Here is a 25,017-nt window from a genome sequence, read left to right as displayed (position 1 = left end):
AGAAAACAGTCCGAATATTCTAAAACTATTACTTTACGATAAAATTATTCCAATTATTAATAAGGTAGTATTTTGATGAACGAAAACAAAGGCATCTGTTACATCGTTATTATTCGTTTATTTTTTGCATATAGAAAAACAGACCAAATACTCAAATTTGGTCTGTCTGGCGTGGCTATTCATTATTGCTTCGCATATCCGTTACCATGACCCGGACTATAACTCTGTGCTTCTGAATCTGTAATCAACGTGAAGTTCTCTGGAATCTTTACTTGTCCATAGGTCTTGCCACTTTCGACCTTCAAGAACTTATACCCTGCAGGTGCTTGGTACCATTCGCCAACCAATGAAGGAGATGGGGTGGCTTGGTTGGCATTCGCCTGATTTGCTTCCTCATTAGCTTTCGCTTGCTCTGCGGCTTCTGCTTGTTCTTTGGCCTGTTTCTCACGCTCAGCTTTTGCAGCCGCTTCGGCTTCTTTCTTCTTATCAGCGATCCGTTTGTCACTGCTTGTCTTTGCACTGTCATATTGACTATCCAATGCAGCAAAGTCATCTTTTAAGGTACCTGGTGAGTAATCTTTCAACGCCAATGAATCTTCCAGAGTTGTTTTCGCAGTTGTAAGCTCTTTTGTTTCATCCTTCGTAAGATCACCATCATCAAGCAATAATGTTGTTTCTTTAATCAGTGATTTGGCTTTAAATTCATAGTCTTTGAATTCTTTAGCAGTCGCTTCTTGCTTTTGCCTGATGTTTTCAATCAGCTTCGCCGAATCACTCTGTCGTTCTTCAACAGCTGTCTTTTCATCTGCATCTTCGAAAAATGTTTGGTTGACTGCTTTGTTTTGCGTTAAGTCTTTTTTATCGCGCTCTGACAAATAGTCTTTTTTCAGCAATGTATCTGTTGCTTTGTTATCTTCTTTGAGCTTATCAACTAGAGAAATCAGTTCTTTTTGATGCCTCTCGACTGCTTTAGCCAGTGTTGTTACTTCATTTGCTAAAGACCTGACAGGTGTAATCTCACTGGTTCCAAATACCGTTTGATACTTCTCTGTGATTTCATTGATTTGCGTTTGATCATCTTTGGTAATAAACGCTTCATCGCTTTTTTTAGCCAACGCATTTAGTTGTGTTTTGATTTGGCTAAGTTCTGTTTTAACGGCATTGGCTTCTGCAGATGACACATTCTTTTCAACTTTTGCGAGCGTTGCTTCACTTTGCGCAATCAAATCCAATAAACCTTGTCTATTTTCACGATCCTTCACTTGATCAAACGAGGTCAATTCATGTTCTAATGTGCTTTGTTCATCTTCTGAGATAAACACTGATTGAAGCAATTTATTGATTTTTTGTTCTTGTTTTTCTTGCTGATCATAGACATCTTGGTAGGCATTTGCATTCACAGAGGTTGCAATGATCCCTGTCATTGAAAAAGCCAAAACAATCCCTAATAACTCTTTTCTTAATTTCATTCTTTCTCTCCTATTAGACCAACTCTTTATATTTGTTTATTCCTAATGCCCGAAATGTATCCAAAGTGATTTCCCCATTCTCTTCATCATCGGTCATATCGTTGAGGAACAAATAATACGCACGCAATTCATCCACTTTTCCATGGAAATATGACCGTTCCTTCTTGTCTTGCCATTTTTTTCTTCTGCTAACCAATCAAAAAGACCACTTGCTTCTTCTTGAGGAAGTTTATTGAGTTGTTGGTCAATAAAAAAGACAAGCGCTTCTTGTTGTAATAATTTTGGATTTGCTTTTCGCAAATATTTTTTTAATTGTGCATATGATTTACTTTCAACACGAGTTTTATTTGCATAAAAAAGAGCAGTGCTCATTCCCACCAAATAAACAAGCAAAGGATTGATTCTTACCACATCTAAAAAAACGATGAGGCTTGCTAGTAGGATCAATCCGATAGATACTACTATGACTTTTTTATAGTATTGCTTTTGTTTCTGATATTTATCCATAATATCTTGGTACTCTTTCATTTTTTTACCACCCTTATTTTATTTATTAACAAGATTATAATAGCCTTTACTTTCAGTCGTAGCAAGGTATATTTTGCGTTTCCACTGTCTTTTTCATAAAACACCTAATCCTTTTTGTCAGGTGATAAAAAATCCGAGATAAACCTTTACAATTTCGCCAATTTGCACATCCTGCGACTTATTCCACATTGACATAAGCTACCATAAACGATAGCATAAAAATGAAACCGTGTGCAAAATTAAATATAAGGTGTGTCCTCGTTGAATATGATCAAGTCTATCCTGCATCATAGCGGCAATTGGCTAAAGAATGTTTATTTCGGGCAAGATATTGCTTATCCGTTTATCCTCGCTCTTGTGTTACCCGTGATCCTCGATTAATTTTTTCTTGTGAGTTTTAATTTTGTCAATACAGCGATGATCAGCTCCGCTGGTACAGAAACAGTTAGTGTGGTCAGTATGGTTGGCAGTTTGCATTTCTTCTTGGTCAATACGTTTACTGCTGTCGGATTGGGTGGAACAGTCTTGATGGCACAATATTTCGCCAAAAAAGAGCGCAAACAACATAGCAAAGTGTGCAGTGGCACAGTCTACGGTACCGTCTTTTTGGCCTGTTCAGTCAGTATTTTGATTGCTGTTTTTCAGAAAGGTATCTTGCAGTTGTTATTCGGACAAGCAGAGTCGCTGGTTTTGGACCATGCCAAGATTTATTTGTTGGGTCTATTGGCCTCATACCGATTGCAAGCAATATTAGAAGGAACCAATGGCAGTTTGAGATGGATTGGCCACACGAAGGCCTCATTTAAAATTGTCTTTGCTAATGAACTTTGTCTACATTGTCTTCAATATTCTCTTTTTGCATGTATTAGGCATGGGGATGATTGGGTTGCTCTTTGCTGTCTACACATTGCGCATCAATCGCGGGCTCTTTATATTAAAGAAAGAAGACTTATGCATATTCGCATGAAAGTCATCAGCAAAGTGTTAAAGATCAGTATTCCCTTTGCTGCTGACTCTTTGTTTTTTTATGGCGGAAAAATCATTATCCAAACAATGATCGTCAGTTTTGGAACCAATGTGATTGCTACCAACGCGATTGCGTCTTCAGGGATTCAGATTTTAGAAATCATTCCTAGCGCCTTGGCCACATCACTTGTGCCAATCGTGGGCCAAAGTATTGGACGGGGCAATATTGCAGACGCCAAGAAGTTTACGAAGGCCTTTGTTTTGACTGGTATGGTGGCGTTTCTTGTGATTAACTTAAGTCTGCTGCCCTTCTTTTCATATGGGATGCGCCTGTTCAATCCGCCGGCAGTTATTGTTCCAGCGATTTATCGGCTTTATTTGATTGCCATCGTGATGCACTTTCTAACTTGGAGCATTGTCTTCATTTTGCCTGCTGCATTGCGCGCTGCTGGCGATACCAACTTCACGACCATCGCTTCGCTGCTTTCGATTTAAATTTTCCGGATTGGTATGGGGTACTTGGCTCGTATCGTTTTGTTTTTGGATTGACAGGGATTTATGTCGTGATGACCATCGAATGGGGCGTTCGGGGCCTGATTTTCTTGCTGCGATTTTGAGGGAAGAAATGGTATCAGCATACGTTGACGTAAGTGGTAATTGTTTTCACATGAAAAAAGGGCTCTATAATTTATGGGACTGATGAATCAGAATTGATTCTTCAGCCCCATTTTCATTTTAGATATTAAAAAACATATCGTTCTCTAGTATGATTAAATCACCACAAAATAAACAAACTGAGAGGACGATATGCTATATGAATGATTCTATCAAAAAATGCTGAGAATAATAGAGAAAGATTTGATGATTACAGAGGTCTCTTACGAGACCCTTCAGAAGAAAAAGACGTTGGTCGTCGATGCTGTTCTCTCGCCTACTCCTCGAGCTTGTAGAAGTTGTGGTTCTACTGTGGTAGATGGAAACGGGAAAGCAATTATAGTGAAAAATGGGAAGAAGGAAACGATTGTCCGTTTTGAACAATGCAATCATATGCCTTTGGTTATGCGCCTAAAAAAGCAGCGCTATACCTGTAAAAACTGCCGCACCCATTGGACTACTCAAAGTTATTTTGTCCAACCCAGACATTCAATCGCAAATCATGTTAGATATAAAATTGCTTCTTTACTGACTGAAAAAGTATCTTTATCTTTTATTGCGAAAAGCTGTCAGGTATCTTTGACCACCGTTATTCGTACATTGAAAGAGTTTAAAAGCTATTTGCCAAAGCAATCTAAGAAGATTCTCCCCAGAGTATTGATGGTTGATGAATTTCGCTCGCATGCTTCCATAGAAGATAAAATGAGCTTTATTTGCGCAGATGGCGAAACAGGAAAATTAATAGATGTTTTGCCTATGCGTAAATTACCTCGATTAACAAGCTATTTCTTAGGTTGTACCAATCCAGAAGAAGTAGAATTCTTGGTGACAGACATGAACGCCGCCTACTTCCAGCTCACCAAACGTGTTCTGCCAAATGCGAAAGTAGTGATTGATCGGTTTCATATTGTCAAACACATGAATCAAGCGTTCAATGAGTTGCGTATCCGTGAAATGAATGAACTTCGTAAAGCAGGACAGAAAAGCCAGGCAGAAAAACTGAAAAAGAACTGGCGCTTTTTGCTAAAAAATCGTGCAAACATCAACCATTATGAATACAAAACATGGAAAAGTTTCCGAGCACCAAAATACCCATTTCTTACTGAAGAAATGATGATTGATCGATTGCTTGAGTTTTCTACGCCCCTAAAGGAGGCGTATCCCATTTTTCATGAATTAGTTGAAGCCTTTCGAGACAAAGACCCTGACTTATTTTTCTCCTTATTGGCAGAACTTCCAGAAACGTTAGATGGTGGCTTTCGGGAGAAGCTTCAAAACCTTCTGACCTATGAAGAAGGCATTACCAACGCAATGATCTAACCTTATTCCACTGGAAAATAGAAGCGAAGAATACCCACATAAAGACAATGAAACGAGTATCCTACGGATTTAAATCATCCGAGAACATGAGAATTAGAATCTTTTTGATCAATCAAATAATCAATGTAAGATAACAAAAAATCTGAGCCAGAATGTAGTTCATTCTGACCCAGATTTGATTTTGCACAACTCATCAGTCCTTATTGACAAAGAGCAAAAAAAGCCAGAAACGCCTTCAAATAGGCATTTCTAGCTTATGCAATTCAATTACCCCACAGAACCTTCCATCTCATAACTAATTAACCGGTTCAATTCGACTGCGTATTCCATCGGTAATTCTTTGGTGAATGGTTCGACGAATCCCATGACGATCATTTCGGTTGCTTCGCTTTCGGAGAGGCCGCGACTCATTAGGTAGTATAGTTGTTCTTCTGAGATTTTGGAGACTTTGGCTTCGTGTTCTAGGGACACTTGGCTGTTGTGAATCTCATTGAATGGGATGGTATCGGATTTCGATAGGTCATCCATGATGATAGTGTCACACTCGATATGGGAGATAGAGCCTGCGCTCTTCTTGCCGAAGGTGACTTGTCCACGATAGTTTACTGCACCGCCGTCTTTAGAAATTGATTTTGAGACGATGGAGCTGGAGGTGTTTGGTGCGTTATGGATCATTTTTGCACCAGTATCTTGGATTTGGTTGGCACCTGCAAAGGCAATGGAAAGCATCGTGCCCCGTGCGCCTTTGCCATCAAGATACACACTTGGGTATTTCATGGTTGTTTTGGCACCTAGGTTGCCATCGATCCATTCAACGGTAGCACCTTCTAAGGCTTTGGCCCGTTTGGTTACTAGGTTATAGACGTTGTCTGACCAGTTTTGAATGGTGGTGTAGCGGCAGTAAGCGTCTTTTAGGGTGAAAATTTCAACGATGGCTGCGTGCAAACTATTGCTTGAATAGGTTGGGGCGGTACAGCCTTCAACATAATGAACGCTGGCGCCTTCGTCAACGATGATCAATGTGCGTTCAAACTGACCGGTATTTTCGGCATTGATCCGGAAATAGGTTTGTAATGGCACATCGACACGAACGCCTTTTGGTACATAGATAAAGGTACCACCTGACCAAACGGCTGAGTTTAAAGCAGCAAGCTTGTTATCGGTTGGTGGGACTAATTTTGAAAAGTATTGTTTGAACAGCTCAGGGTATTCCTTCAAGGCTGAATCGGTATCGGTAAAGACGATGCCAAGTTTTTCAAACTCTTCTTTCATGTTGTGGTAAACGACTTCTGATTCGTATTGAGCAGAAGCGCCAGCCAGGTATGCCCGCTCGGCTTCTGGAATGCCAATGCGTTCAAAGGTCTCTTTGATTTTTTCTGGTACGTCATCCCAATCACGGGCAGGACGATCACTTGGTTTTTGGTAATATTTGATGGCATCAAAATCGATGTCAGACAGGTCTGGGCCCCAGTTTTGCATGGGCATCTTGTTGAAGGCTTCAAGAGACTTCAAGCGGAACTCAAGCATCCATTCTGGCTCTTGCTTGACCCGTGAGATTTCACGGACGATGTCTTCGGTCAATCCTTCGCCGGTACTAAAAACAGGCTGCACGTCATCGTGGAAGCCAAATTTATATTCTTCTAATTCGGGTACACCCATGGTTCTCACTCCTTTTGTAGTGCGGTTGTCTATTCGCTGGTTTCTTCAGTGTCAGATTCATTGGCGTGGCTGTGACTGACAGATGCTTGTGTACTGTCGGCAGCAATGGCTTTTTCTAATGCTTTCCAAGCTAAAGTCGCACACTTGATGCGTGCAGGAAACTTCGCCACACCTCCAAGCATGGAAGCATCGCCTAAGCGATCGCTTTGGGGAATGTCGTTTCCTTGGACGAGCTCAGAAAACAAGCCTGATAGTTCACCAGCTTCTGCTAGTGTCTTACCGATAATCGCATCCCCCATCATGGATGCACTGGCGGTACTGATGGAACAGCCTTCGCCAGTAAACGCGATGTCTTTGATGGTGTCTCCTTCGACAGCGAGCTCCAAGTGGATCACGTCGCCACAGGTAGGGTTATTCAATTCGACTTTGTACGTTGAATCATCCAAGGTGCCCCGATGATGTGGGTGGCTGGAATGATCCAGAATGACTTGTCGATACAAATTATCTAATTTCGTTAGTGCCATGTTGGAAAAACTCCTTCGTCAGCTTGATGGCGTCAACCAGTCGATCGGCGTCCTCTCTTGTATTATACAGGTAAAAGCTGGCCCGTGCAGTCGCTGGGACTTGCAAATAGCTCAAGAGGGGTTGGGCACAATGATGACCTGCCCGTACCGCGATGCCTTCCATGTCTAAAGCGGTGGCAACATCATGAGGATGGATGCCAGCTAGATTAAAGGCGATCACTCCCGTGCGTTTTGCTGCTTCTTGGGGACCATAGATGGTCAAACCTTCAATGGCTTGCAGTTTGGGCAAAACGTAGGCAGCTAAGTCTGCTTCATGGGCGTGGATGTTTTCTAAGCCGATTTCTGTTAAGTAATCCACCGCTGCACCTAAGCCGATCGCGCCGGCAATATTGGGTGTGCCCGCTTCAAATTTCCACGGCAGTTCTTTCCACGTGCTTTCTTGCAGATGGACAAAATCGATCATTTCACCGCCAAATTCGACGGGCTCCATCTGATCCAGCCATTGCCGTTTGCCGTATAAGACACCGATGCCAGTTGGTCCGCACATTTTATGGCCAGAAAAGGCATAGAAATCACAATCCAGTGCTTGGACATCAACTGCCATATGTGGAACAGCCTGAGCACCATCCACCACCATGACGGCTTGGTGCTGATGCGCCAATTTGGTTAGCTCCGCAATCGGATTGATCACGCCTAAAACATTGGAAACGTGAGCGATCGAAACGATGGCGGTTTTGTCTGTGATCTGTTTCTTGGCATCTTCCATGTCCAAGGTGCCTTCTGGCGTCAGCTGGATATATTTCAAGGTAGCTTTTTTTCGGGCTGCTAATTGTTGCCAAGGGATGATATTGGAGTGATGCTCCATATAGGAAATCACGATTTCATCGCCTTCATTGACAAAACGGTCGCCGTAGCTGCGGGAGACCCAATTTAAACCAGTGGTCGTCCCTCGAGTAAACAGCACTTCCGCCGTTTCATTCGCATGGATAAAGCGGCGCACTTTTTCCCGTGCGCCTTCATAGGAATGGGTCGCCCGTTCTGCGAGGGTATGGACCCCACGATGAACGTTGGCATTGTCTTGATGGTAATAATCGGTGATCGCCTGCAGCACCGCCTCTGGTTTTTGCGTAGTGGCGGCATTGTCGAGGTAGATCAATGGTTCGTCATTTACGAGCTGATCCAAGATGGGAAACGCTTGTTTCACTTTTTGGGCATCGATCATGCGAGTAACTTCCCTTCGATAACGGCAACCAATTCTTGTTGCACTTCTTTGACTGGGATCGCGGTCAAGACGGAGCCTAAGAAACCACGAATCACCAAACGTTCCGCTTCTGCTTTGCGCAGCCCACGACTCATCAAGTAGTACATTTCTTCTGGATCGACCCGTCCCACACTGGCTGCGTGTCCGGCTGTTACTTCGTGTTCGTCGATCAAAAGGATTGGGTTGGCATCGCCACGGGCTTGGTCAGAAAGCATCAAGACCCGACTTTCTTGTTGCGCGTCCGCCCCTTTTGCTCCTTTTAAAATGTGTCCGATACCGTTAAAGGTTAAGACGCCGCGTTCTCTAATGACGCCGTGTTGCAGGATATGGCCAATAGAATGCGGTGCTTTGTTGGTAACACGGGTGTCGATTCCTTGTGTTTGACGCCCAGCACTGATTGCGACCGCTTTGACTTCCGAATGCGCGCCTTCGCCTACAAGATCAGAATCAAAGTCCGCCACGACGTCGCCGTCATTCATGACTCCGATCGCCCAATCTACCATCGCATCTCGTAATACGTAGCCGCGACGATTCATGTACGTAGTGATGTTGATACCTAACTGATCAATCGCAGAGAATTTGACCTTCGCACCTGCTTTGGCGATCACTTCCACTACGATATTGCCAGACAGTTTTTTCGCTTGGTCGCCTTTGGTTTGGAAACGTTCCAAGTAGCTGAACTCACTGTGCTCATCAGCAACGATCAAAATGTGTTTGAAGAAATGCGCTTGACTATTGCCATTGTGATAGAAAATCGCTTCAAGGGGTTCTTCGATCACCACGTTTTTTGGTACATACAAGAACATGCCGCTATTCATAAACGCCGCATGTGCTGCGGTCATTTTATCTTCATCCATTGGCACTGCTTTGGTCATGTAGTATTGATTGACCAACTCTGGTACTTCTTTCATTGCTGTAAACAAGTCAGTGAAGATCACGCCTTTGTCGATCAACTCTTGCGGTAATTGCTCAAAGATGGTGGTGTCATCAAACTGAACGAGGGTCGGATGGTTATCCATCGCGTCAAAGGCGGGAACTGCGCCTGCCACTTCTTCTTCTGACAAAGCGTACTCACCAGCAAGTGCTTGTTCGTCGATATTGAACAATGGCCAACGCTCGTAACGCACCCGCTCGATTTTTGGAAACGCAAGTTCATCCACTTTCGCAAGGGCTGCTTGGCGTAATTCCAACATCCATTCAGGCTCTTCTTTTAACGCTGAAAAAACGTTGACTTGTTCAAGATAATCCTGTAATTTTGCCATTTACCTTGCCTCCTTACGCTTCTTCTTCTTTGTAGTCGATCCCTAACTCTTTACTGATCCCAGCATAGCCTTCTGCTTCTAGGCGTTTGGCTAAATCTGCCGAACCGGTCATCACGACACGGCCTTCCATCATGATATGAACCACGTCTGGTGTGATGTAGTTTAACAGACGTTGGTAATGGGTGATGATTAAAGCGCCAAAGCCTTCGCCGCGCATTTCATTGACGCCTTTTGCTACGACTTTCAAGGCATCGATATCTAGACCAGAGTCGATCTCATCCAAAATCGCAAAGGTTGGCTCTAGCATCAACAATTGTAAGATTTCATTTCGTTTCTTTTCTCCACCAGAGAAGCCTTCATTCAAATAGCGTTCCGCCATTTCTTCGGGCATATTCAATAAATCCATTTTTTCATCTAATTTTTTCAAGAAATCCATGACAGAGATTTTGTCGTCTTCGTCACGTTTGGCATTGATCGCTGCCCGCATGAATTCTGCATTGGTGATGCCTGGAATTTCGCTTGGGTATTGCATCGCCAAGAACAGACCTAAACGAGCTCGCTCATCCACTTCCATTTCCAAGACGTTTTCGCCGTCGAACAAAATTTCCCCTTCTGTCACTTCATAATTCGGGTTGCCCATGATGGCAGCGGACAAGGTTGATTTCCCTGTACCGTTTGGTCCCATGATGGCATGAATCTCTCCAGTTTTTAACACTAAGTCAACGCCTTTTAAGATCTTTTTATCTTCGATTTGGACGTGTAGATTTTTGATTTCTAAAACTGACATTTCTTTCCCTCCAGTATCTTTTCTTTCTCACTATTTTAGACTAATTGAGAATGAACTTCAAACGCTATTCCCGACTTTTTTAAAATATTTCTAATCTGTACATTGGAATTATTATAAAGTATTACATAGAGATAGTACATGGTTATTGTCTGTAATGCTAGAAATTTTTTTGATTTGTTGTAAAAAAGAAAAAGGAATACGACATTGGCTGTCGCATCCCCTACCTTCACTTCTGCTGTGCCCATTCTTCTCGCAAGATGCCATACTTGATGGAATCATAATAGGTGCCTTCCCAGAAACGGACTTTGCGGATCTGGGCTTCTTTGGTCATCCCTAGCTTTTCTCCTAGTTTCATCATGCGGTGATTGCCCGACCACGTGGTATAACCGACACGCTGGATATGAGGCTGTGATTCAAACAACTCATTGATCCACTGGCGAATTGCTTGGCTGCCAATCCCTTGATTCCAAAGGGAAGCATCATAGATGGCTATCCCGAATTCCAACCACTGCTGCAAGGTATTGTCTTCCCAGTAAGCGGTCGCGATCCCCACGATTCTTCCTTGATAGCTGATCGCTTTACGTAACGGGTTGTCGATGCAGCTAGCACCAAACCCCGTTCGAAATTCTTCCCACGTCAACACGGGGTCTTGGAAATACGGTCCGTCCCATTTTTTCCATTCTAAATCTGCCTTAGGCCCATAGCTGATCGACCAAAGTTCAGCAATCATTTCTTCCGTAATCGGTTGAAGTGTGACTGTTTCTGCCATCTTCAAGCCCCCCTTTCTCCTAAAAAAAGTCGTCTCCTTTATTCGTAGACGACTTTCTTTCTATTTTATCTGAAATTTCCGTAAGTTTAAATAAAGGAGTCCGAAAAAAAGGACTGGAAAAAGAGTAAAGCCAAATTGCGGCTTCAAAATCAAGGCGACAAAAACGGCAACAAACAAAAAGGTTGCTAACAAACTAACAGGCCATTTTTTCAAAGTGAAGAAAAGTGCGGTACGCAGGACATCTTTCTTAGCGGCTTTTGGATTACGCACTTGGAAGTACCAAGCGTTGATACTTAGAGCTATGGAAAGCATCCCTAACAAAAGAAAGAAAGGAACGAGCCATTTGCCACTTTCAAATTGAACCGCAAACAGAATATCCACGATCGCAATGACACTTCCCAGCCAGCCGATGAGCCAATAGAGAAACCCGCGCACGGCAAAGGTTCGTAAAAAGTAGCAGAAATCTTTTACTGGATCGATGTCTTTGTGTTCTGCAAAGCGATCGATCGCAGCCAGGAGGCTGATCATGCTTGGCCCAATCAGCAAGAGTGCCAATGCAAACCAAAGGAGGTTTCTAGGATCGACTGCCAAGAACATTGCCGTGAGGGTGTAGGGTGTATTCACGACCCAAAAACTGATATTCAGGGCAAAGCCAATATATAGCCAGCGGAAGATCCGCATGTAAAGATTGTTTTCAAAGGTAGGTTTGGTAAACATGATTGATCACCTCAATTTTTCATTCCCGAAGTAGCGATTCCTTCTACGAAGTATTTTTGCATTGCTAAAAAGACGATCGCTACTGGCAAAATGGAGACCACAGATGCTGCCATGATCAGGGCGTACTCGGCATCATATAAGCCGACAAACATTTTCAACCCTAACTGAATGGTTTTGTTTTCGGTTGAGGAAAGGTAGATAAATGGTCCCATATAATCGTTCCATGTATTGACGAAGGTGATGATGGTCAGACTCGCTAAAGCGGGCTTCGTCAGTGGTAGAATGATTTTTCGATAGATCCCCCACTCACTCAAGCCGTCGATCCGCGCACTTTCACACAATGAATCAGGAATACTACTATAGTATTGTTTCAACAAAAAGACGCCAAAGGCACTGAAGGCTTGTAAGAGGACCAAAGACCAAAGCGTGTCTGTCAGCCCGAACTGGCGCATCATGATGAACTGAGGAATCATATAGGATTGCCAAGGAATCGCAATCGTACCGATGTATGTCAGAAACAACAGGTCGCGTCCTTTGAAATGCATCTTCGAAAACCCATAAGCCGCAAAGCTAGAGGTAAACAGTTGGATCAAGGTAATGATGATGCTCAAAAATGCTGTGTTCTTGAAAAAAGTCAGCAAAGGAATGCGATCCCAGATCACCGTATAGTTTTCTGGGTGCCAACTTTTTGGAATCCATTGGATCGGTACGCTAAAAACATCGTTATTGGTCTTAAAAGAAGCAGAGATCATCCAAAGAAACGGGATCAGTGTCACTAACGCGAGAAATGTTAATAAAAGAATCAAGGAGACACTGCCGACCGACAGCTTGGCTTTTTGTTTTGGTTTGGCTTGAACATTCTTTTTACTCAGTGTATTTTCCATCTGTACTCCCTCCTTACACCCGTTCTTGTCTTTGGTTCCACTTAAACTGGATCACCGTGATGCCCAAAACGATCACAAACAAGACCATGGCGATCGCAGATGCGTAACCAAAATTAAATTTCACAAACGCTTCGTTGTAAATTTGATACACCAAGACATTGGTGGCTCGACCGGGTCCGCCGGCAGTCATGACTTGGACCAAATCGAAGATCTTGAAACAGTTGATGACCAGCATGATCGAAACAAAGAAGGTCGTTGGTCGCAAGGACGGCAAAGTCACGTTGCGAAACTGCTGCCACTTGTTGGCGCCATCGATCGAAGCCGCTTCATACAATTCCTTTGGCACACTTTGTAACCCTGCCAAGTATAAGATCATGTAATACCCCATGCCACGCCAGACGCTGACTATGATGATCGCCGTCAAAGCCCAATCAGAGCTGGAGGTCCAACCAGGAGGATTTTCAATAAAAAATTTCAAAAACTGATTGATTGGTCCCATCGTTGGGTGAAACAACATGTTCCACACGACAGCGATCGCAACTAACGAGGTGACATAAGGAAAGAAGAAGGCAGTACGGAAAAACTTCATTCCACGTACTTTTTTATTCAATAAAATTGCTAAGCCTAAGGAACATACTAACGTCAATGGAACGACGCCAATCGTATAGAGAAAGGTGTTCTTTAACGAGATCCAAAAGGTGTCGTCCCCTAGCATTTTGCTGAAATTTTTCATTCCCACAAATTCAGGCGAACTAAAGGAATCCCATTCCATGAAAGCCAGAATCAATGAGAACACAACGGGCACTAAGGTAAATAAGAAAAAGCCGATAAAGTTTGGTGCAATAAAAGACAGCGCGGTTAGCGTATTTTTGCGTTTCAACTTATTGACTGCTTTTGATTTTGAGGTTATTTCCATATTTGTCTCCTGCTGCTTGCCAGCAGGCCCCCTTTCATTAATAAAGAGAAGGAACTTTTTTGCCCAAGTCCCTTCTCTCGTTAGGACTATTCGGTTTCAGATTTCACCCTTTTTTCCATATTCGCAATGCCTTCTTTTGGTGTTTCATCCCCTACAAGAATCAAGTCATGTTCTTCTTGCAAGATTTTGTCGATCGCTGGTCCATTTTCATCGACAGGAAACTCGATCGCGACGGTTTCTGGATTGAAGGCTTTTTTCGATACTTCATCGGCAGGCATGCCTTCACGGGAGAAATAAAGTTCATCAATGGCGTCAGTCTTATACGAAGGAACGACACCGACTTCTGCTAATACTTTGGCGCCTTCTTCACCAGAACAAAAGTCTAAGAATTTTTGTGCAGCTTCTTGATGTTTTGAATTTTTATTGATGGCAAAAGCAGTCGGAGAACCAAATGTCGTTACTTCCCCTTTTTCATTTTGCGGCATTTCCGCAATGCCCCACTCGACATCTGTCTTGCCATCGTCGATATTGGTCATCAATGCACCCATATACCAAGTTCCCATGTACATCATGGCTGCTTTTTCATTTTCAAATTGTGATTGATACGTAACTTTCGTTGATTTTGCTGTCCCAAAGTCCATTTGCGCCTTTTCGTCTTGCATCCGCAATGCACGATCATAATATTCTTCTAAATAGTCGTATTGAGGATCGATCAAGTTGGCGCCATTTTGGGCAGCTGCAATCGCTTGGGTAGTGGAACGCCACGTGTGTTGATACGCACCATAAATTTGTTCGTCTGGTTTTGTTAGCTGCTTGGCAAGCTCCTCATATTCGTCCCAGGTGATGTTTGATGGGTAGTCTAAGCCTGCTTCATCGAACATTTTTTTGTTATAATACAAGACCCAAAAATCCGTCCGATACGGTTGTGCATAGGTTTTGCCTTCTACGTCATACATGTCATAGCTTTCTTGCGCTGGGGCAATATCCAATGATCCGATATGGTCGGTGAGATCCACCAATTGGTCCCGCAACGCATAATTAGAGTAAGAAAGTAAATTTTTCATGGTCAAAATATCTGTCGTATCTCCTGAAGAGAGCATCGTCGTTAGCTTGGTATCATAATCATCTGAAGCAATATCGACAGGTTCAACGGTAATGCCTGGATTCGCTTCTTCAAAGGCACGGAATAGTTTTTCGAATTCAGGTGTCGTATCGTAATTCCAAGTGGTTACGGTCAATTTGATGTCGCCATCTTCAGAAGCAGCGGAATCATCTGTCGCTCCGCCTCCACACGCTGCCAAGGCTGCGATTGTCCCAAACATCGTTACTGCTAATAAACCTTTTTTCAAAAAGTGCATGTTCATTCCTCCATTAAACATTTTTTTAAAGGGTCGCCCCTAAAACTACCAATAGGAATACCAACTTTGTGACACCCGCATCAGCGCTTCCATGTAATAGTAATCGCCCCAGATCATGCATTCATCGACCCCTTTGAGGGAATTCTTGTCATAAACCCCATGCATCAAAAGTCCGTTTGATTCGGGATGGTCGATCGTTGTATAGTTTTGGGCTAACGACGCCAAGATCGCCAAGGCGTTTTCCTGATAGGCGGCTTGGTTTGGCTGCGTGATCGGTAAATGTTTCGCCAGTTCTAGCAAGCCACAGACTGCGATGGCGGCGGCCGAACTATCCCTTTCTTCCTGACTACCATCGTTAAACACTAAATCCCAATAACTGACCTTGTCCGCCGGTAATTCAGCAATAAAGTAATCCGCAAGGTCTTGAGCAGTCTTCAAGAAACTGGTATCACCGGTGTAAAGGTAACTCAGCGTAAATCCGTAGATTCCCCACGCTTGCCCTCTCGCCCAGCAGGAATCATCGGCATAGCCTTGTTGGGTATTGCCGCCGATCGCCGCTCCAGTTTCAACGTCGAAGTAATAGGTGTGGTACGTCGTGGCGTTGTCTCGCACGATGTATTTCTGGGTCTGCTTGGCATGAGCATAGGCTGCTTGTTTGTAGGATTCATCCCCCGTCATTTGGGAAGCAAAATACAATAGCGGCAAATTCATCAAGCAATCAATAATGATGCGCCCTCGTTGTTGCGGATCATCGAGATTGCCCCACGCTTGAATGATCTGGGCTTTGGGTGAGTAACGGGCCATCAATAGATCGGCGGCGGCAATCGCGAGTTTTTTCGAAGATTCCCGTCCGTTCACTCGATAGTCGGCAATCGCAGTCAAACTATACAAAAACCCGATATCATGGGTTTCTAGTCCAATTCTTTGGTCCAATCGTTCTTGGAAAGAGTGCAGTTGTTTTTCGATGGTTTCATCAAATTCTGTTGATCCCGTCAGTTCTTTACTCAAAAACAACATGCCAGTCCAAAAACTCGCCGTCCAATCATGGTTGGCTTCTGGTCGATAGACAAGCTGTTCACTTGCTGCAGGTGGGACCAACGTGTCAAAGGTCTTAGTATTCTTTCTTACTTGATTAACGGTGAAGTCGATTTGCTCGGCTACCCATTGTGATAGCTGTACGTCATAGCTGGTTTCCATTTTTTCCTCCTATTCGCTCAACCTGGATCATATGTCCGGATTGATTGATCGTAATGTTGTTTGTTGTCACTTCGACGGTCACTGCTTGTTCTTGTTCTTGTGGAAGCAAGCCGGTGACGAGGGAAACGAACAGGTGCTTTCCTGCTTGTCGTTGAGCAGTTAAATACGGCAGCCACGTTGCAGGATACAAGAGGTTCGTATTTGGCTCCGTTCGTATGACATCGCTCGTTTCATAGCCAGCGATCGCCTCGATTTTCGAATAGCCGATCGATGTTCGTACCGCAGCGCTGCTTGCGGTTTTTTCAGTGATGGCAGTTGCCTCTTTCGGTGATGAAAACCCACCCTCATAGAAAGAAAGGGCGCGCTGAGAATTGATCTCATGAATGCGAAGGTGACTGCCTATCAGTGGAATGATTGTTGTTTTTATCTGGACGTCTTCCCATGGATTCCATTCATGAATGATCCGATCAGGTAAAAGCTGATACTGGCGATCCAATCCTTTGGTGCGAAAGTAATGGTCATCTTCTGATAAAGCCAATGTGTTGTCATAATTTCCTTCATAAAACCAATAATTGCTCTTGGGCACGCTATTGCCAAACGTCGTTGAGTAGACAAATTTGCTATATTTGCTGCTGGCATGACTTTGATAGTTGATACATTGTCCTGCAGGAAACATCAAGGCATGGGTCAAGTCTTGATTGTGTTGATAAAAGTTCTTACTGATGGGATGAGCCAGTGTTCTTTCAGTGATCACTAATGGCGCTGGGGTGGCTTGCCAATAGGGATGCTCCTTTGGTACCGCTAACAAAAGAAAGATTTTTAACGCCCAATAAGGTGAACCTGGTGCATTGTAGCCTTCGGCAAAGATCAGATTCTGGTACGAATAGCCGACCGTCAGTATCCCTTCGGAAGTAAAAATGTCTTGCTGCATCCACTGATGCAGGTGACGACTGATCAACCCTTTGATCTCTCCCCATGGCAATGCTTCAACATCCGCAAAAACCAATGCGCTGAAGAAAGAAACTTGCGCAAAGCGATACGTCAAACTTCGACCAAAAGGAACGGCAGCTCCACCTGCTGCAAACCAATGCTTGAAGGTTTGAGCAAACTCGGTGGCTCGTTGTTTGAACTTCCTTCCCCTTTCAAGATCCTCAGGGACAAATCGACAGTACAGAAGACTATAGTAGTGGATCGCAAAAGATACATAGTAATCGATTTGAGTGGCTACTCCGTCACAGTACCATCCTTCCCCTAAATAAAAGGTCTCGATCAATGCCAAGTCAGCATCGATCTTTTCTTGGGAAAAGCTGCTGCCACAACGCTTCATGGCTACATTGACGAGAACCCGAAAGAAATGCCAATTGTTTGCGGGAATTTCTCGTTGATTGACTTGGATCAGCCACGCATGGAGATTATCTTTTTGGCGTTGGGAGAAAACATCCCACGTTTTTTCCTTGTTTAATAATAAAAAGGTACTTAGCGAAGCCATTTCCACGATTCGTTGGTCGAAGTCTTCCACAACACCCCAATAATCGGGACTCTCTGGATCTGTACTAGCAATAATTCCTGAGAGATAGGTTTCCATGAATGAATCTTCTTGCTGGGTTAGATAAGGCGCGAGTCCCCAAAGCGGTCGCAAGAACGCTTCAAGTTCCTGTACCTCTTTCTCATAGACAGTCCCATGGCTGCCTAAAGCCAAATGACCGGGACGACTGCTTGCAAAAGCGGGTTTGAGTTGATCCATGATCGTTTTGAAGCCGGCTGCTACATCTTCATAACTTTCAAATTTATTCTTTTTCAATTGCTGCAGCTTCTGTGATTGCATCCGCATCCTTCCTTTCAATCAATGTCGCTTTAATAAAACCATAATATTCTCCGTAGACCGTCACCACATCTTGCAGTTTCAGTTGTTGACTTTGTTCATTGAATACTTGGTACTGTCCAGCCACTGTTTCTAGAATAAATCGATCCCCTTTCTCAATGTCTGCTGTTTTCGCATCACTCTTTACGATGGTGCCAGATAGCTTCACGAATTCATGCAACGGGACGACACCTTGCGAAAAATCTTCGTCAGAATAACAAAGCGCTCGTTCTTTTAATTGCTTTTCGCTGCTTTGGGAAAATGCTTGCGTCTGCGTTGCTTCATTTGGAGAACAAGCAGTCAACCCCATAAGTAGACCCAGGATAAATAACGAATTAATCCACTTCATTCATGCCACCCTCATTTTTAAAACGCTTTCTTCATTTCAAATCATACTTTTTTTTAGGAAAATAATCAATAGTTTTTCCTAAAAAAAGTAAAATTTTTACTTGAGGGTAATTTCTCTCTTGGTTTTTTTACTAAAAAGAAATATACTGAAGAGGAGAAGCATTGGAGGAGGGATTCTATGGCTACGATTACCGACATAGCGACCATAGCTGAGGTATCAATATCAACCGTATCACGGGTTCTGAACTACGATCCTAGTCTTTCAGTGACCGAAGAAACCAAACGAAAGATTTTCGAGGCAGCTGAAAAACTAAATTATACGAAATACAAAAACAAGCAAAAGCAGCGTGAACTACCAGTGGATGTACCAAAAAAACACAACAAATCGATCGGGATCGTTCAGTGGCGGATGGATGATGAAGAATTAGAAGACATTTACTATATGTCGATTCGTTTGGGTGTGGAAAAACGCGCCGCCGAACTGGGTTGTGATCTGTTAAAAATCTCCAACCTTGATGAGTCAGTGATCCATTCCGTCGACGGCTTACTGGCAATCGGCAAGTTTACAGAAGAGCGGGTCAAGAAACTCCATGAGCTACACCCCAACCTCTGTGTGATTGGCAGTAACTTTCCGCTGGATGACTACGACTCTGTCAATACCGATTTTACGCAAGCAACGGAGTTGGCTCTTTCTCACTTGATGGGACTTGGTCATCAAAAAATCGCCTTTATCGGCGCCGAGGAAAGTCAAAATATGTATGGGTATCGGCGGTACAAAACGCCAACGGTCAACACCTATGTCGATATGATGCAGCATTATCAGCTGTTTGATGAGGATTATTTCATCGTGAAAGAAAATAGTCGGTTGGATGTCCAAACGGGGGAAGAATTAACGGAGCAGGCTTTGGCTTTGTGGCAAGACCGCTTGCCGACTGCGATTTTGGCAGCCAATGATGCCTTTGCGATCGGGGTCATCCATACGTTAACGGCTCATGGAATCAAGATTCCTGAAGACATCAGTGTTATGGGCATCAACGATATTTCGGTGTCCCGCTATGTCTCTCCACCCCTTTCTTCAGTCCAAGCATTTACTGAAGAGATGGGTGAAACGGGGTTAGAGCTACTCTATAACCGCATCGAAAATCCTGGGATCGCCAGACGCATCTTTTTAAGTACACAGCTGGTGATTCGTCAATCTACCGCAAAACCAAAAGAAGGCTGAGAAGCTGCGGTGTCTTCTTGCATTGATCAACGTCATTGCAAGGAAGCACCGCATCCTTCTCAGCCTTTTTTTATTTTAATGGTCGTTTTGATTTCTCCTGTCTGCTCAAGCGCGTGTTCGGCTTGGATCAAATACGCTTGTGCCTGTACACCATGGTGGTCTTGATAAGTGACTGGCTGTATTTGGATCTTATCACTGGTAAAACCAAGAACACAGCGTGCTTTTTTTGTCATTAGTTGAACGGTCTTATCTTGCACCATTGGTGGTATGTTCGTAATAAAGTTTTCCACCACAAGATTCTTTGGTTGGTGCTCGTCAAAGACAAAATGGTCTTCGATCGTTACTTGTTGTTGCGAGACAACGAAGCGCCGCTGGTATTCAGTGACCGCTGCTTTCGGATAGAACGCACTGAGGTCTAAGTCAAATTGCTGGTCATTAACCTGCAGCACCGTTGCTTCCTCGGCTGTTGGGCGTTGGGTGTGCTGGTTGATGATTGGCAGCGAATGACTGATTGCGGCTGCGGGAAAGTAGTGATAGCGCGTGTTCTCGTCAAAATACTCTTTGGTGTACTCCCCTGCACCAAGGTCCGTCAGAAACAACTCCTCTGTCGTTCCTAAGACAAAATGACCGACATCGAGATGATTGTGGCTTTCTTGATTGCTCCCCCCTTTGGCAGCAAAAAAAAGATTCTGCTGCACATCTTTTGCCATGAACCACTGCGCTTGTTCAAAATAGTGATGAAGCGAGGCATTCGTTTCTCGTGTGATCGCTTCGTTATGCCAATACAAATTTCGATAGCTGTGGGCAAACCGGTAGCAAGGATCAAAATCTAACGGACTGACCCCCGATAATTGGGGAACCGCCACGCCTAAATGCTCGTAGCAATAACTGACCAAGCCACTAGGCAGTTCGATCGCCGAATAATCAGAAAAAGGAATGTAATGCCCTGGAGAAATCATCGTGTAATAAGGAAAAGCGGCAATTTTTCTGGTTTTAGGCTGTTTTAGGTAGGTATCTTCTTGCAATACTTCTGCCAACAATTGCGCATAATACAGAAAATAACCAAACCCATACGCCCAGTAACCGACGCCTTCTACACAAGCCCCATCTTCGCCAAAGCTGTTGAGATAGCTTTGCATTGCAGTATCCAATCGTTTGATCATCCGCAATTGTCGCTCGCTTTTTTTCGGCAATACATAGAGCGCCGTCATTCCAAGACAGCCACCAATAACTGCGGACCAATTGTTCTCTTTTGTCTCCCACTCCCAGGTTTGCTCCTCGAAGGGTAAAAAAAGCCGTTGATCGATCTCATACAACACTCGTTCTGTGATAACTGGTGAAAGGTCTCCCCCAATCAGCATAAACAATTCCGCTAAGGATTGCCCAGTTTCAGCTGCAAAAAGATCGACTGTGTGGCGCGCTTGCGAAGAAAACTGGCCATCGACAATCGGCAGATGCGCTGGCAGACACCATGTATATTCATTGCAGATTTCCCAAATCACTTGCTCCAGCAGCACTTTGATCGCTGCCTTACGCTCCATTTCATAAGCAAGTCCTAAAACCACCAACATCCGTCGGCGGGCAAAATAATGGGATTCGAAGACAACACGATTCCCCGATTCGAGATACTCTTGATAGCCTTGATAAGGCAAATAGGGAATCTCACCAGTGTCAAGATAAGCCTGTGCCGCCTGTAAAATTTCTTCTTTTACATCTGCTGGATTCACGCGTTTTCCTCCTGAATGGAGCGTCCGAAGACTTCGATTTGGGTCAACGCTGGAAATGGTGAGGGATCGTCATTTTGGATCAGCTCATGCAATTTCACCCAAGTGACCGTTCGCGGCTGGAAAGAAAACCGTTGAGGCTGGCTGCTTTTGACCGTCTGCAAGATTTCTTGACTCCCATCGGAAAACGCCAACGTGACTTGTTGCCAATAGCTATCATGGGGAAAATCCGCCCGTAACGTAAGCGCACATTGGTCGATGCGGACCTCATGACCAAAGTCGATCGTCAAAGCGGCATCTGCTTGTTGATTGATCCCCCATGAGCCATAGGGATAATTGCCATGAGACGTATTGGCAAAAATGCCATCAATGGCGTTACAAGCGAAAAACGTCGCATCATCTCTTGTTTCAACATTGGCATGGGCATGCGGATAGGCACCTAAGAATTCTTTTTGATCATGAGGGTTTAAGGCGACGTTGCGGTAAGCCGCTAGTTCTTCTTTTGTTGCTACCCGCACACTCAAATAATGGCTTTTCCCAGCAAAACGGCCTTCTGGCGCGGCTTCTTTGGCATTTTCACTAAGATGTACGGGGTAGATCCACTCGTTGCCTTTGATGTACACCAAAGTAGTCGCCAGCGTTTCATCGAGTGTGACCCACACAAATTGTCCACTGCGTGAGAGCGAGACAACGATTTTATCTCCGTCCTCGTAACAATACTCTTGGGATGCCAACGTGACAAAGTCTTCCGCCGTCGCTTGAAGAAGGGTAGGTTCACTTTCAGGTGTTCGTTTGCCTTTTTTTACTTGATGCTTTTGGTCATAAATCGTTAAGGAAATCTGGGTCATTGCATGTAGCTCCTCTCATATTTTCTCCATTATAGCGATGTCGACAAAAAAATGTAACTGTTTCCAGCGATTTTTTACTATTTTTTTACTTAAAATCGAGAAATGCAACAGTTTCCATTTCTTTATTTTACTAAATAAAGTAAAATAACAAATAAAAGGAGCTGTTTGCATGAGAAACTTCCAAGAAGCATTAAGTAAGAACCCTCTTCGAACCAAAACCGATCTAGAAGAGGCCCTTGTTGATCTGGTCACTCCCGTATACGAATGTATGGCACAACAAGGAACTCCCGGGAGGGTCCACCTAGGAAATTCAGGAGCGGTGTACACTCAGGAAAAGAGTGACATCGAAGGCTTTTTACGGACACTCTGGGGATTAGGCCCATTGTTCAGCCAAGAAGAAGCGTGCCTTCGTTACCCAAAACTTTTTCAACAAGCCAATGCCGGGATCGTTGCAGGCACCACCCCGACCTCTCAGGAGTACTGGGGAAAACTGCATGACTACGACCAATTGTTTGTGGAAATGGGTGCCCTTGCTAGCTATTTGATTTTTACCAAACCCATCTTTTGGGATCTCCTCACACCAAGAGAGCAAACAAATCTCTTTGATTGGCTCAATCAGATCAATCAGCACACCATCCCTAAAACCAATTGGCTCTTCTTTCGGATTTTAGTTAATACCTTCTTTGAAATGGCAGCATTGCCTTTTGTAGAAACCACCCTTTTGGCTGATCAAGAAGAGATCGAGAGGTATTACTTAGCAGACGGCTGGTATTTTGATGGCTATGAAAACCAAATCGACTATTATATTCCTTTTGGGATGCAATACTACGGACTCCTTTACAGTGTTCTTACTTGTCGTTCCCAATGCCCGTATCAGTTTAGCTACCGTCAAAGAGCCGCTACGTTTGCGCAATCCTTTAAACAGTGGTTCACGAAAACCGGTGCGGCATTGCCTTTTGGTCGTAGTCTAACGTATCGGTTTGCGCAATCAAGTTTCTTTGCTGTCGGTGCTTTCGCCGATATAGAATATGAAGGCTTCACAAAAAATGAAGGAAAATATTTACTGTTACAAAACATGCGTTACTGGTTTCGCCAACCAATCTTTACGCAAGAAGGCTTTTTAAGTATTGGCTATGCCTACCCCAACCTAAATATGGCTGAAGGCTATAACGCACCAGGATCGCCTTATTGGGCTTTCAAAAATTTCTGTGTATTGGCCATCCCAGCGGATGCTGAATTTTGGACGCTTGAGGAGCAGATGCCAACCTTTGCCACACCGGTGCGCAATCCGCATAGTCGGATGCTTTTGGTGCATAACCAAGAAGGCACAGAATTGCAAGCTTTCACTGCGGGGCAACATTCCCACGAACATGCTCACGGCAATGCCAAATACGAAAAGTTTGTCTATTCGACAACGTTTGGGTTTAGCGTACCGAAAGCAACCGTTTTATTGAAACAAGGTGCCTATGATAATACATTGGCGATCTCAGAGGGGCAGACGGATTTTAAAACAGCTTTTGGTTACGAAGCCTTTGCGATTGAAGATGACTACGTCTATAGTCGCTGGCGCCCCTACGAGCAGGTCGTCATCGAAACCTTTGTGATTCCGATGTATCCTTGGCATCTACGTTACCATCGGATTTAAACGGATCGAAAGTTGCAACTGGTCAATGGCAGCTTTGCAGCACCAGCTGATGGTGCTGCGCTTTCTAGCAAAGAAGGCACCTTTTATCAAAGCTCGGTTGGCTGTGTCGGTATCAAAAGCTTCCCGACGCATCAAGAAGGTACCCTCTTGATGCCAGAACCCAACACGAATCTACTTTATAGTCGAACAGTCATCCCTCAAATAAGCAAAACCGTTCTCGCCGGACAACAGGAATGGCTCGTTGCGTGTTTAGGCAATGCCTTTTCTGATCAAATCCCACCCTTTGATGTCACTATCACAGCGGACAAAGTAGCAATGAGCCAAGGGGATCAGAGAAAAACCATTCAGCTTAGCTACTAGCAAAAAATTACTGGCAAATGCTAGTAGAAAAGCTACCGAAAACACCTTTCTGATTTACGGGATTGAAGAATGTCCCCCCAGAAGTTCGATTTCAGTCTAAGGTTTCAGCATCGGTACCTTCTGATCCCTCCGTCTCTATTGGCAAAAAGCAAAAAAATACTTGTACCACAAAACGGTGCTTCACGTATTGTGAAGTGCCGTTTTTTTGGTACAAGTGATTCATGTTTTGATCGACGATCAGTGCTTATTTCCCAAAAAGCTTTTGGAGAAACCCTTTTTTCTCAGGGACTTCCTTTGTTTCAGTCACCTGAAGCGGTCCAGTTTCCTTCACGACTTGCTGAAAGCCACGATTGTCTTGCAGCAACAGACCGTTTAGTTCCAGGATCCCAGACAGACTGCCAATCATCCGCCGCACTTCTCCCGCACTTTTGCCGAAAAAGCGCTGGTCGTCATTTGCTTCGGCTTCTTCCAAAATAACCAGCAGCTGCTGGATGCTTTGATTTTGTTCACCTAAGACGTACGACAACTGGTCAACTTCCACTGTTGTAGTTGCCGCTGACGGTACTAAATCTGTTACGAGCTTTAAGCTATCTAAATAATCCTTTAAGTCAAAAATGAACGTTTGTGCCGCTTCATTATTCATTAATTGGCTTTGACTCAATTTTCTTTGTAGCGCTTCCATTTCACTTGAACGTTTAGAAAGTTCGCTTACGATCGTTTCTGTATCCATACGCCACC

General features: G+C 43.9%; 20 protein-coding genes and 2 pseudogenes. 4 read left to right on the top strand and 18 right to left on the bottom strand.

All coding sequences use genetic code 11. The features are described 5' to 3' along the window. Nucleotides 1-182: 182 nt before the first annotated feature. Together IGK14_RS02365 and IGK14_RS02360 are read right to left on the bottom strand one after the other, a co-directional pair. Nucleotides 183-1,469 (bottom strand): hypothetical protein, encoded by a 1,287-nt coding sequence (locus IGK14_RS02365; RefSeq protein WP_010748775.1) that lies wholly within the window; start codon nt 1,467-1,469, stop codon nt 183-185. 93 nt (nt 1,470-1,562) lie between these two features. Next, complete coding sequence (locus IGK14_RS02360) at nt 1,563-1,997, bottom strand: hypothetical protein (RefSeq protein WP_438711539.1); 435 nt, start codon at nt 1,995-1,997, stop codon at nt 1,563-1,565. 390 nt (nt 1,998-2,387) lie between these two features. Between IGK14_RS02360 and IGK14_RS02355 the strand changes: the two genes are divergently transcribed. Both IGK14_RS02355 and IGK14_RS02350 read left to right on the top strand, forming a co-directional pair. Then, nucleotides 2,388-3,458, top strand: coding sequence for an MATE family efflux transporter (locus IGK14_RS02355; RefSeq protein ID WP_230209419.1), 1,071 nt, complete (start codon nt 2,388-2,390; stop codon nt 3,456-3,458). Nucleotides 3,459-3,777: 319 nt separating this feature from the next. Further along, nucleotides 3,778-5,071 (top strand): annotated as a pseudogene (locus IGK14_RS02350) (ISL3 family transposase). 133 nt (nt 5,072-5,204) lie between these two features. On the opposite strand, the gene sufB reads toward IGK14_RS02350, so the two are convergent. The 13 genes from sufB to IGK14_RS02285 form a co-directional block, all read right to left on the bottom strand. Further along, the gene (gene sufB / locus IGK14_RS02345; RefSeq protein ID WP_005232103.1) at nt 5,205-6,596 is read right to left on the bottom strand and encodes a Fe-S cluster assembly protein SufB; all 1,392 of its coding nucleotides are present in this window, start codon (nt 6,594-6,596) and stop codon (nt 5,205-5,207) included. A gap of 29 nt (nt 6,597-6,625) precedes the next feature. After that, nucleotides 6,626-7,120, bottom strand: a complete 495-nt coding sequence (gene sufU / locus IGK14_RS02340; protein ID WP_005232105.1) for a Fe-S cluster assembly sulfur transfer protein SufU — start codon at nt 7,118-7,120, stop codon at nt 6,626-6,628. After that, on the bottom strand, nt 7,098-8,342 hold the full coding sequence (locus tag IGK14_RS02335) for a cysteine desulfurase (protein ID WP_010748770.1): 1,245 nt from the start codon (nt 8,340-8,342) through the stop codon (nt 7,098-7,100). The genes sufU and IGK14_RS02335 overlap by 23 nt, the downstream gene beginning before the upstream one ends. After that, the gene (gene sufD, locus IGK14_RS02330; RefSeq protein ID WP_010748769.1) at nt 8,339-9,643 is read right to left on the bottom strand and encodes a Fe-S cluster assembly protein SufD; all 1,305 of its coding nucleotides are present in this window, start codon (nt 9,641-9,643) and stop codon (nt 8,339-8,341) included. Before sufD ends, IGK14_RS02335 begins: the two co-directional genes overlap by 4 nt. A gap of 13 nt (nt 9,644-9,656) precedes the next feature. Next, entirely contained in the window at nt 9,657-10,430 is a 774-nt protein-coding gene (sufC, locus tag IGK14_RS02325) for a Fe-S cluster assembly ATPase SufC (protein ID WP_005227367.1), read from the bottom strand. Nucleotides 10,431-10,656: 226 nt separating this feature from the next. Continuing rightward, nucleotides 10,657-11,199, bottom strand: coding sequence for a GNAT family N-acetyltransferase (locus IGK14_RS02320; RefSeq protein ID WP_010748768.1), 543 nt, complete (start codon nt 11,197-11,199; stop codon nt 10,657-10,659). A 60-nt stretch (nt 11,200-11,259) separates the two neighbouring features. Beyond that, nucleotides 11,260-11,916, bottom strand: coding sequence for a hypothetical protein (locus IGK14_RS02315; protein ID WP_010748767.1), 657 nt, complete (start codon nt 11,914-11,916; stop codon nt 11,260-11,262). Nucleotides 11,917-11,927: 11 nt separating this feature from the next. Further along, nucleotides 11,928-12,800, bottom strand: coding sequence for a carbohydrate ABC transporter permease (locus IGK14_RS02310; protein WP_010748766.1), 873 nt, complete (start codon nt 12,798-12,800; stop codon nt 11,928-11,930). Between the two features lie 13 nt (nt 12,801-12,813). Further along, complete coding sequence (locus IGK14_RS02305) at nt 12,814-13,716, bottom strand: carbohydrate ABC transporter permease (RefSeq protein ID WP_154694148.1); 903 nt, start codon at nt 13,714-13,716, stop codon at nt 12,814-12,816. An 86-nt stretch (nt 13,717-13,802) separates the two neighbouring features. Beyond that, complete coding sequence (locus tag IGK14_RS02300) at nt 13,803-15,074, bottom strand: ABC transporter substrate-binding protein (RefSeq protein ID WP_086294521.1); 1,272 nt, start codon at nt 15,072-15,074, stop codon at nt 13,803-13,805. Between the two features lie 45 nt (nt 15,075-15,119). Further along, complete coding sequence (locus IGK14_RS02295; RefSeq protein WP_016609652.1) at nt 15,120-16,271, bottom strand: glycoside hydrolase family 88 protein; 1,152 nt, start codon at nt 16,269-16,271, stop codon at nt 15,120-15,122. Further along, nucleotides 16,255-18,096 (bottom strand): DUF2264 domain-containing protein, encoded by a 1,842-nt coding sequence (locus IGK14_RS02290; RefSeq protein ID WP_010748762.1) that lies wholly within the window; start codon nt 18,094-18,096, stop codon nt 16,255-16,257. Before IGK14_RS02290 ends, IGK14_RS02295 begins: the two co-directional genes overlap by 17 nt. Continuing rightward, on the bottom strand, nt 18,059-18,481 hold the full coding sequence (locus tag IGK14_RS02285; protein ID WP_010748761.1) for a hypothetical protein: 423 nt from the start codon (nt 18,479-18,481) through the stop codon (nt 18,059-18,061). The genes IGK14_RS02290 and IGK14_RS02285 overlap by 38 nt, the downstream gene beginning before the upstream one ends. A gap of 177 nt (nt 18,482-18,658) precedes the next feature. Here IGK14_RS02285 and IGK14_RS02280 point away from each other — a divergent pair, with 177 nt between their 5' ends. Next, the gene (locus tag IGK14_RS02280; protein ID WP_010748760.1) at nt 18,659-19,702 is read left to right on the top strand and encodes a LacI family DNA-binding transcriptional regulator; all 1,044 of its coding nucleotides are present in this window, start codon (nt 18,659-18,661) and stop codon (nt 19,700-19,702) included. Between the two features lie 59 nt (nt 19,703-19,761). Here the strand turns inward: IGK14_RS02280 and IGK14_RS02275 are convergent, their stop codons facing one another. After that, nucleotides 19,762-21,429 (bottom strand): heparinase II/III family protein, encoded by a 1,668-nt coding sequence (locus IGK14_RS02275; RefSeq protein WP_010748759.1) that lies wholly within the window; start codon nt 21,427-21,429, stop codon nt 19,762-19,764. Further along, nucleotides 21,426-22,274 (bottom strand): hypothetical protein, encoded by an 849-nt coding sequence (locus IGK14_RS02270; RefSeq protein WP_010748758.1) that lies wholly within the window; start codon nt 22,272-22,274, stop codon nt 21,426-21,428. The genes IGK14_RS02275 and IGK14_RS02270 overlap by 4 nt, the downstream gene beginning before the upstream one ends. 169 nt (nt 22,275-22,443) lie before the next feature. On the opposite strand from IGK14_RS02270, the pseudogene IGK14_RS02265 reads away from it, so the two are divergent. Next, a pseudogene (locus IGK14_RS02265) lies at nt 22,444-24,279 on the top strand (DUF2264 domain-containing protein). Between the two features lie 244 nt (nt 24,280-24,523). Here the strand turns inward: IGK14_RS02265 and IGK14_RS02260 are convergent. Further along, complete coding sequence (locus IGK14_RS02260; RefSeq protein ID WP_005227363.1) at nt 24,524-25,009, bottom strand: hypothetical protein; 486 nt, start codon at nt 25,007-25,009, stop codon at nt 24,524-24,526. Nucleotides 25,010-25,017 lie beyond the last annotated feature (8 nt).

This window comes from Enterococcus sp. DIV0970a, from assembly GCF_051711265.1.
Classification (GTDB): domain Bacteria; phylum Bacillota; class Bacilli; order Lactobacillales; family Enterococcaceae; genus Enterococcus_D; species Enterococcus_D casseliflavus.
This window is presented reverse-complemented; position numbering and strand designations above follow the sequence as displayed.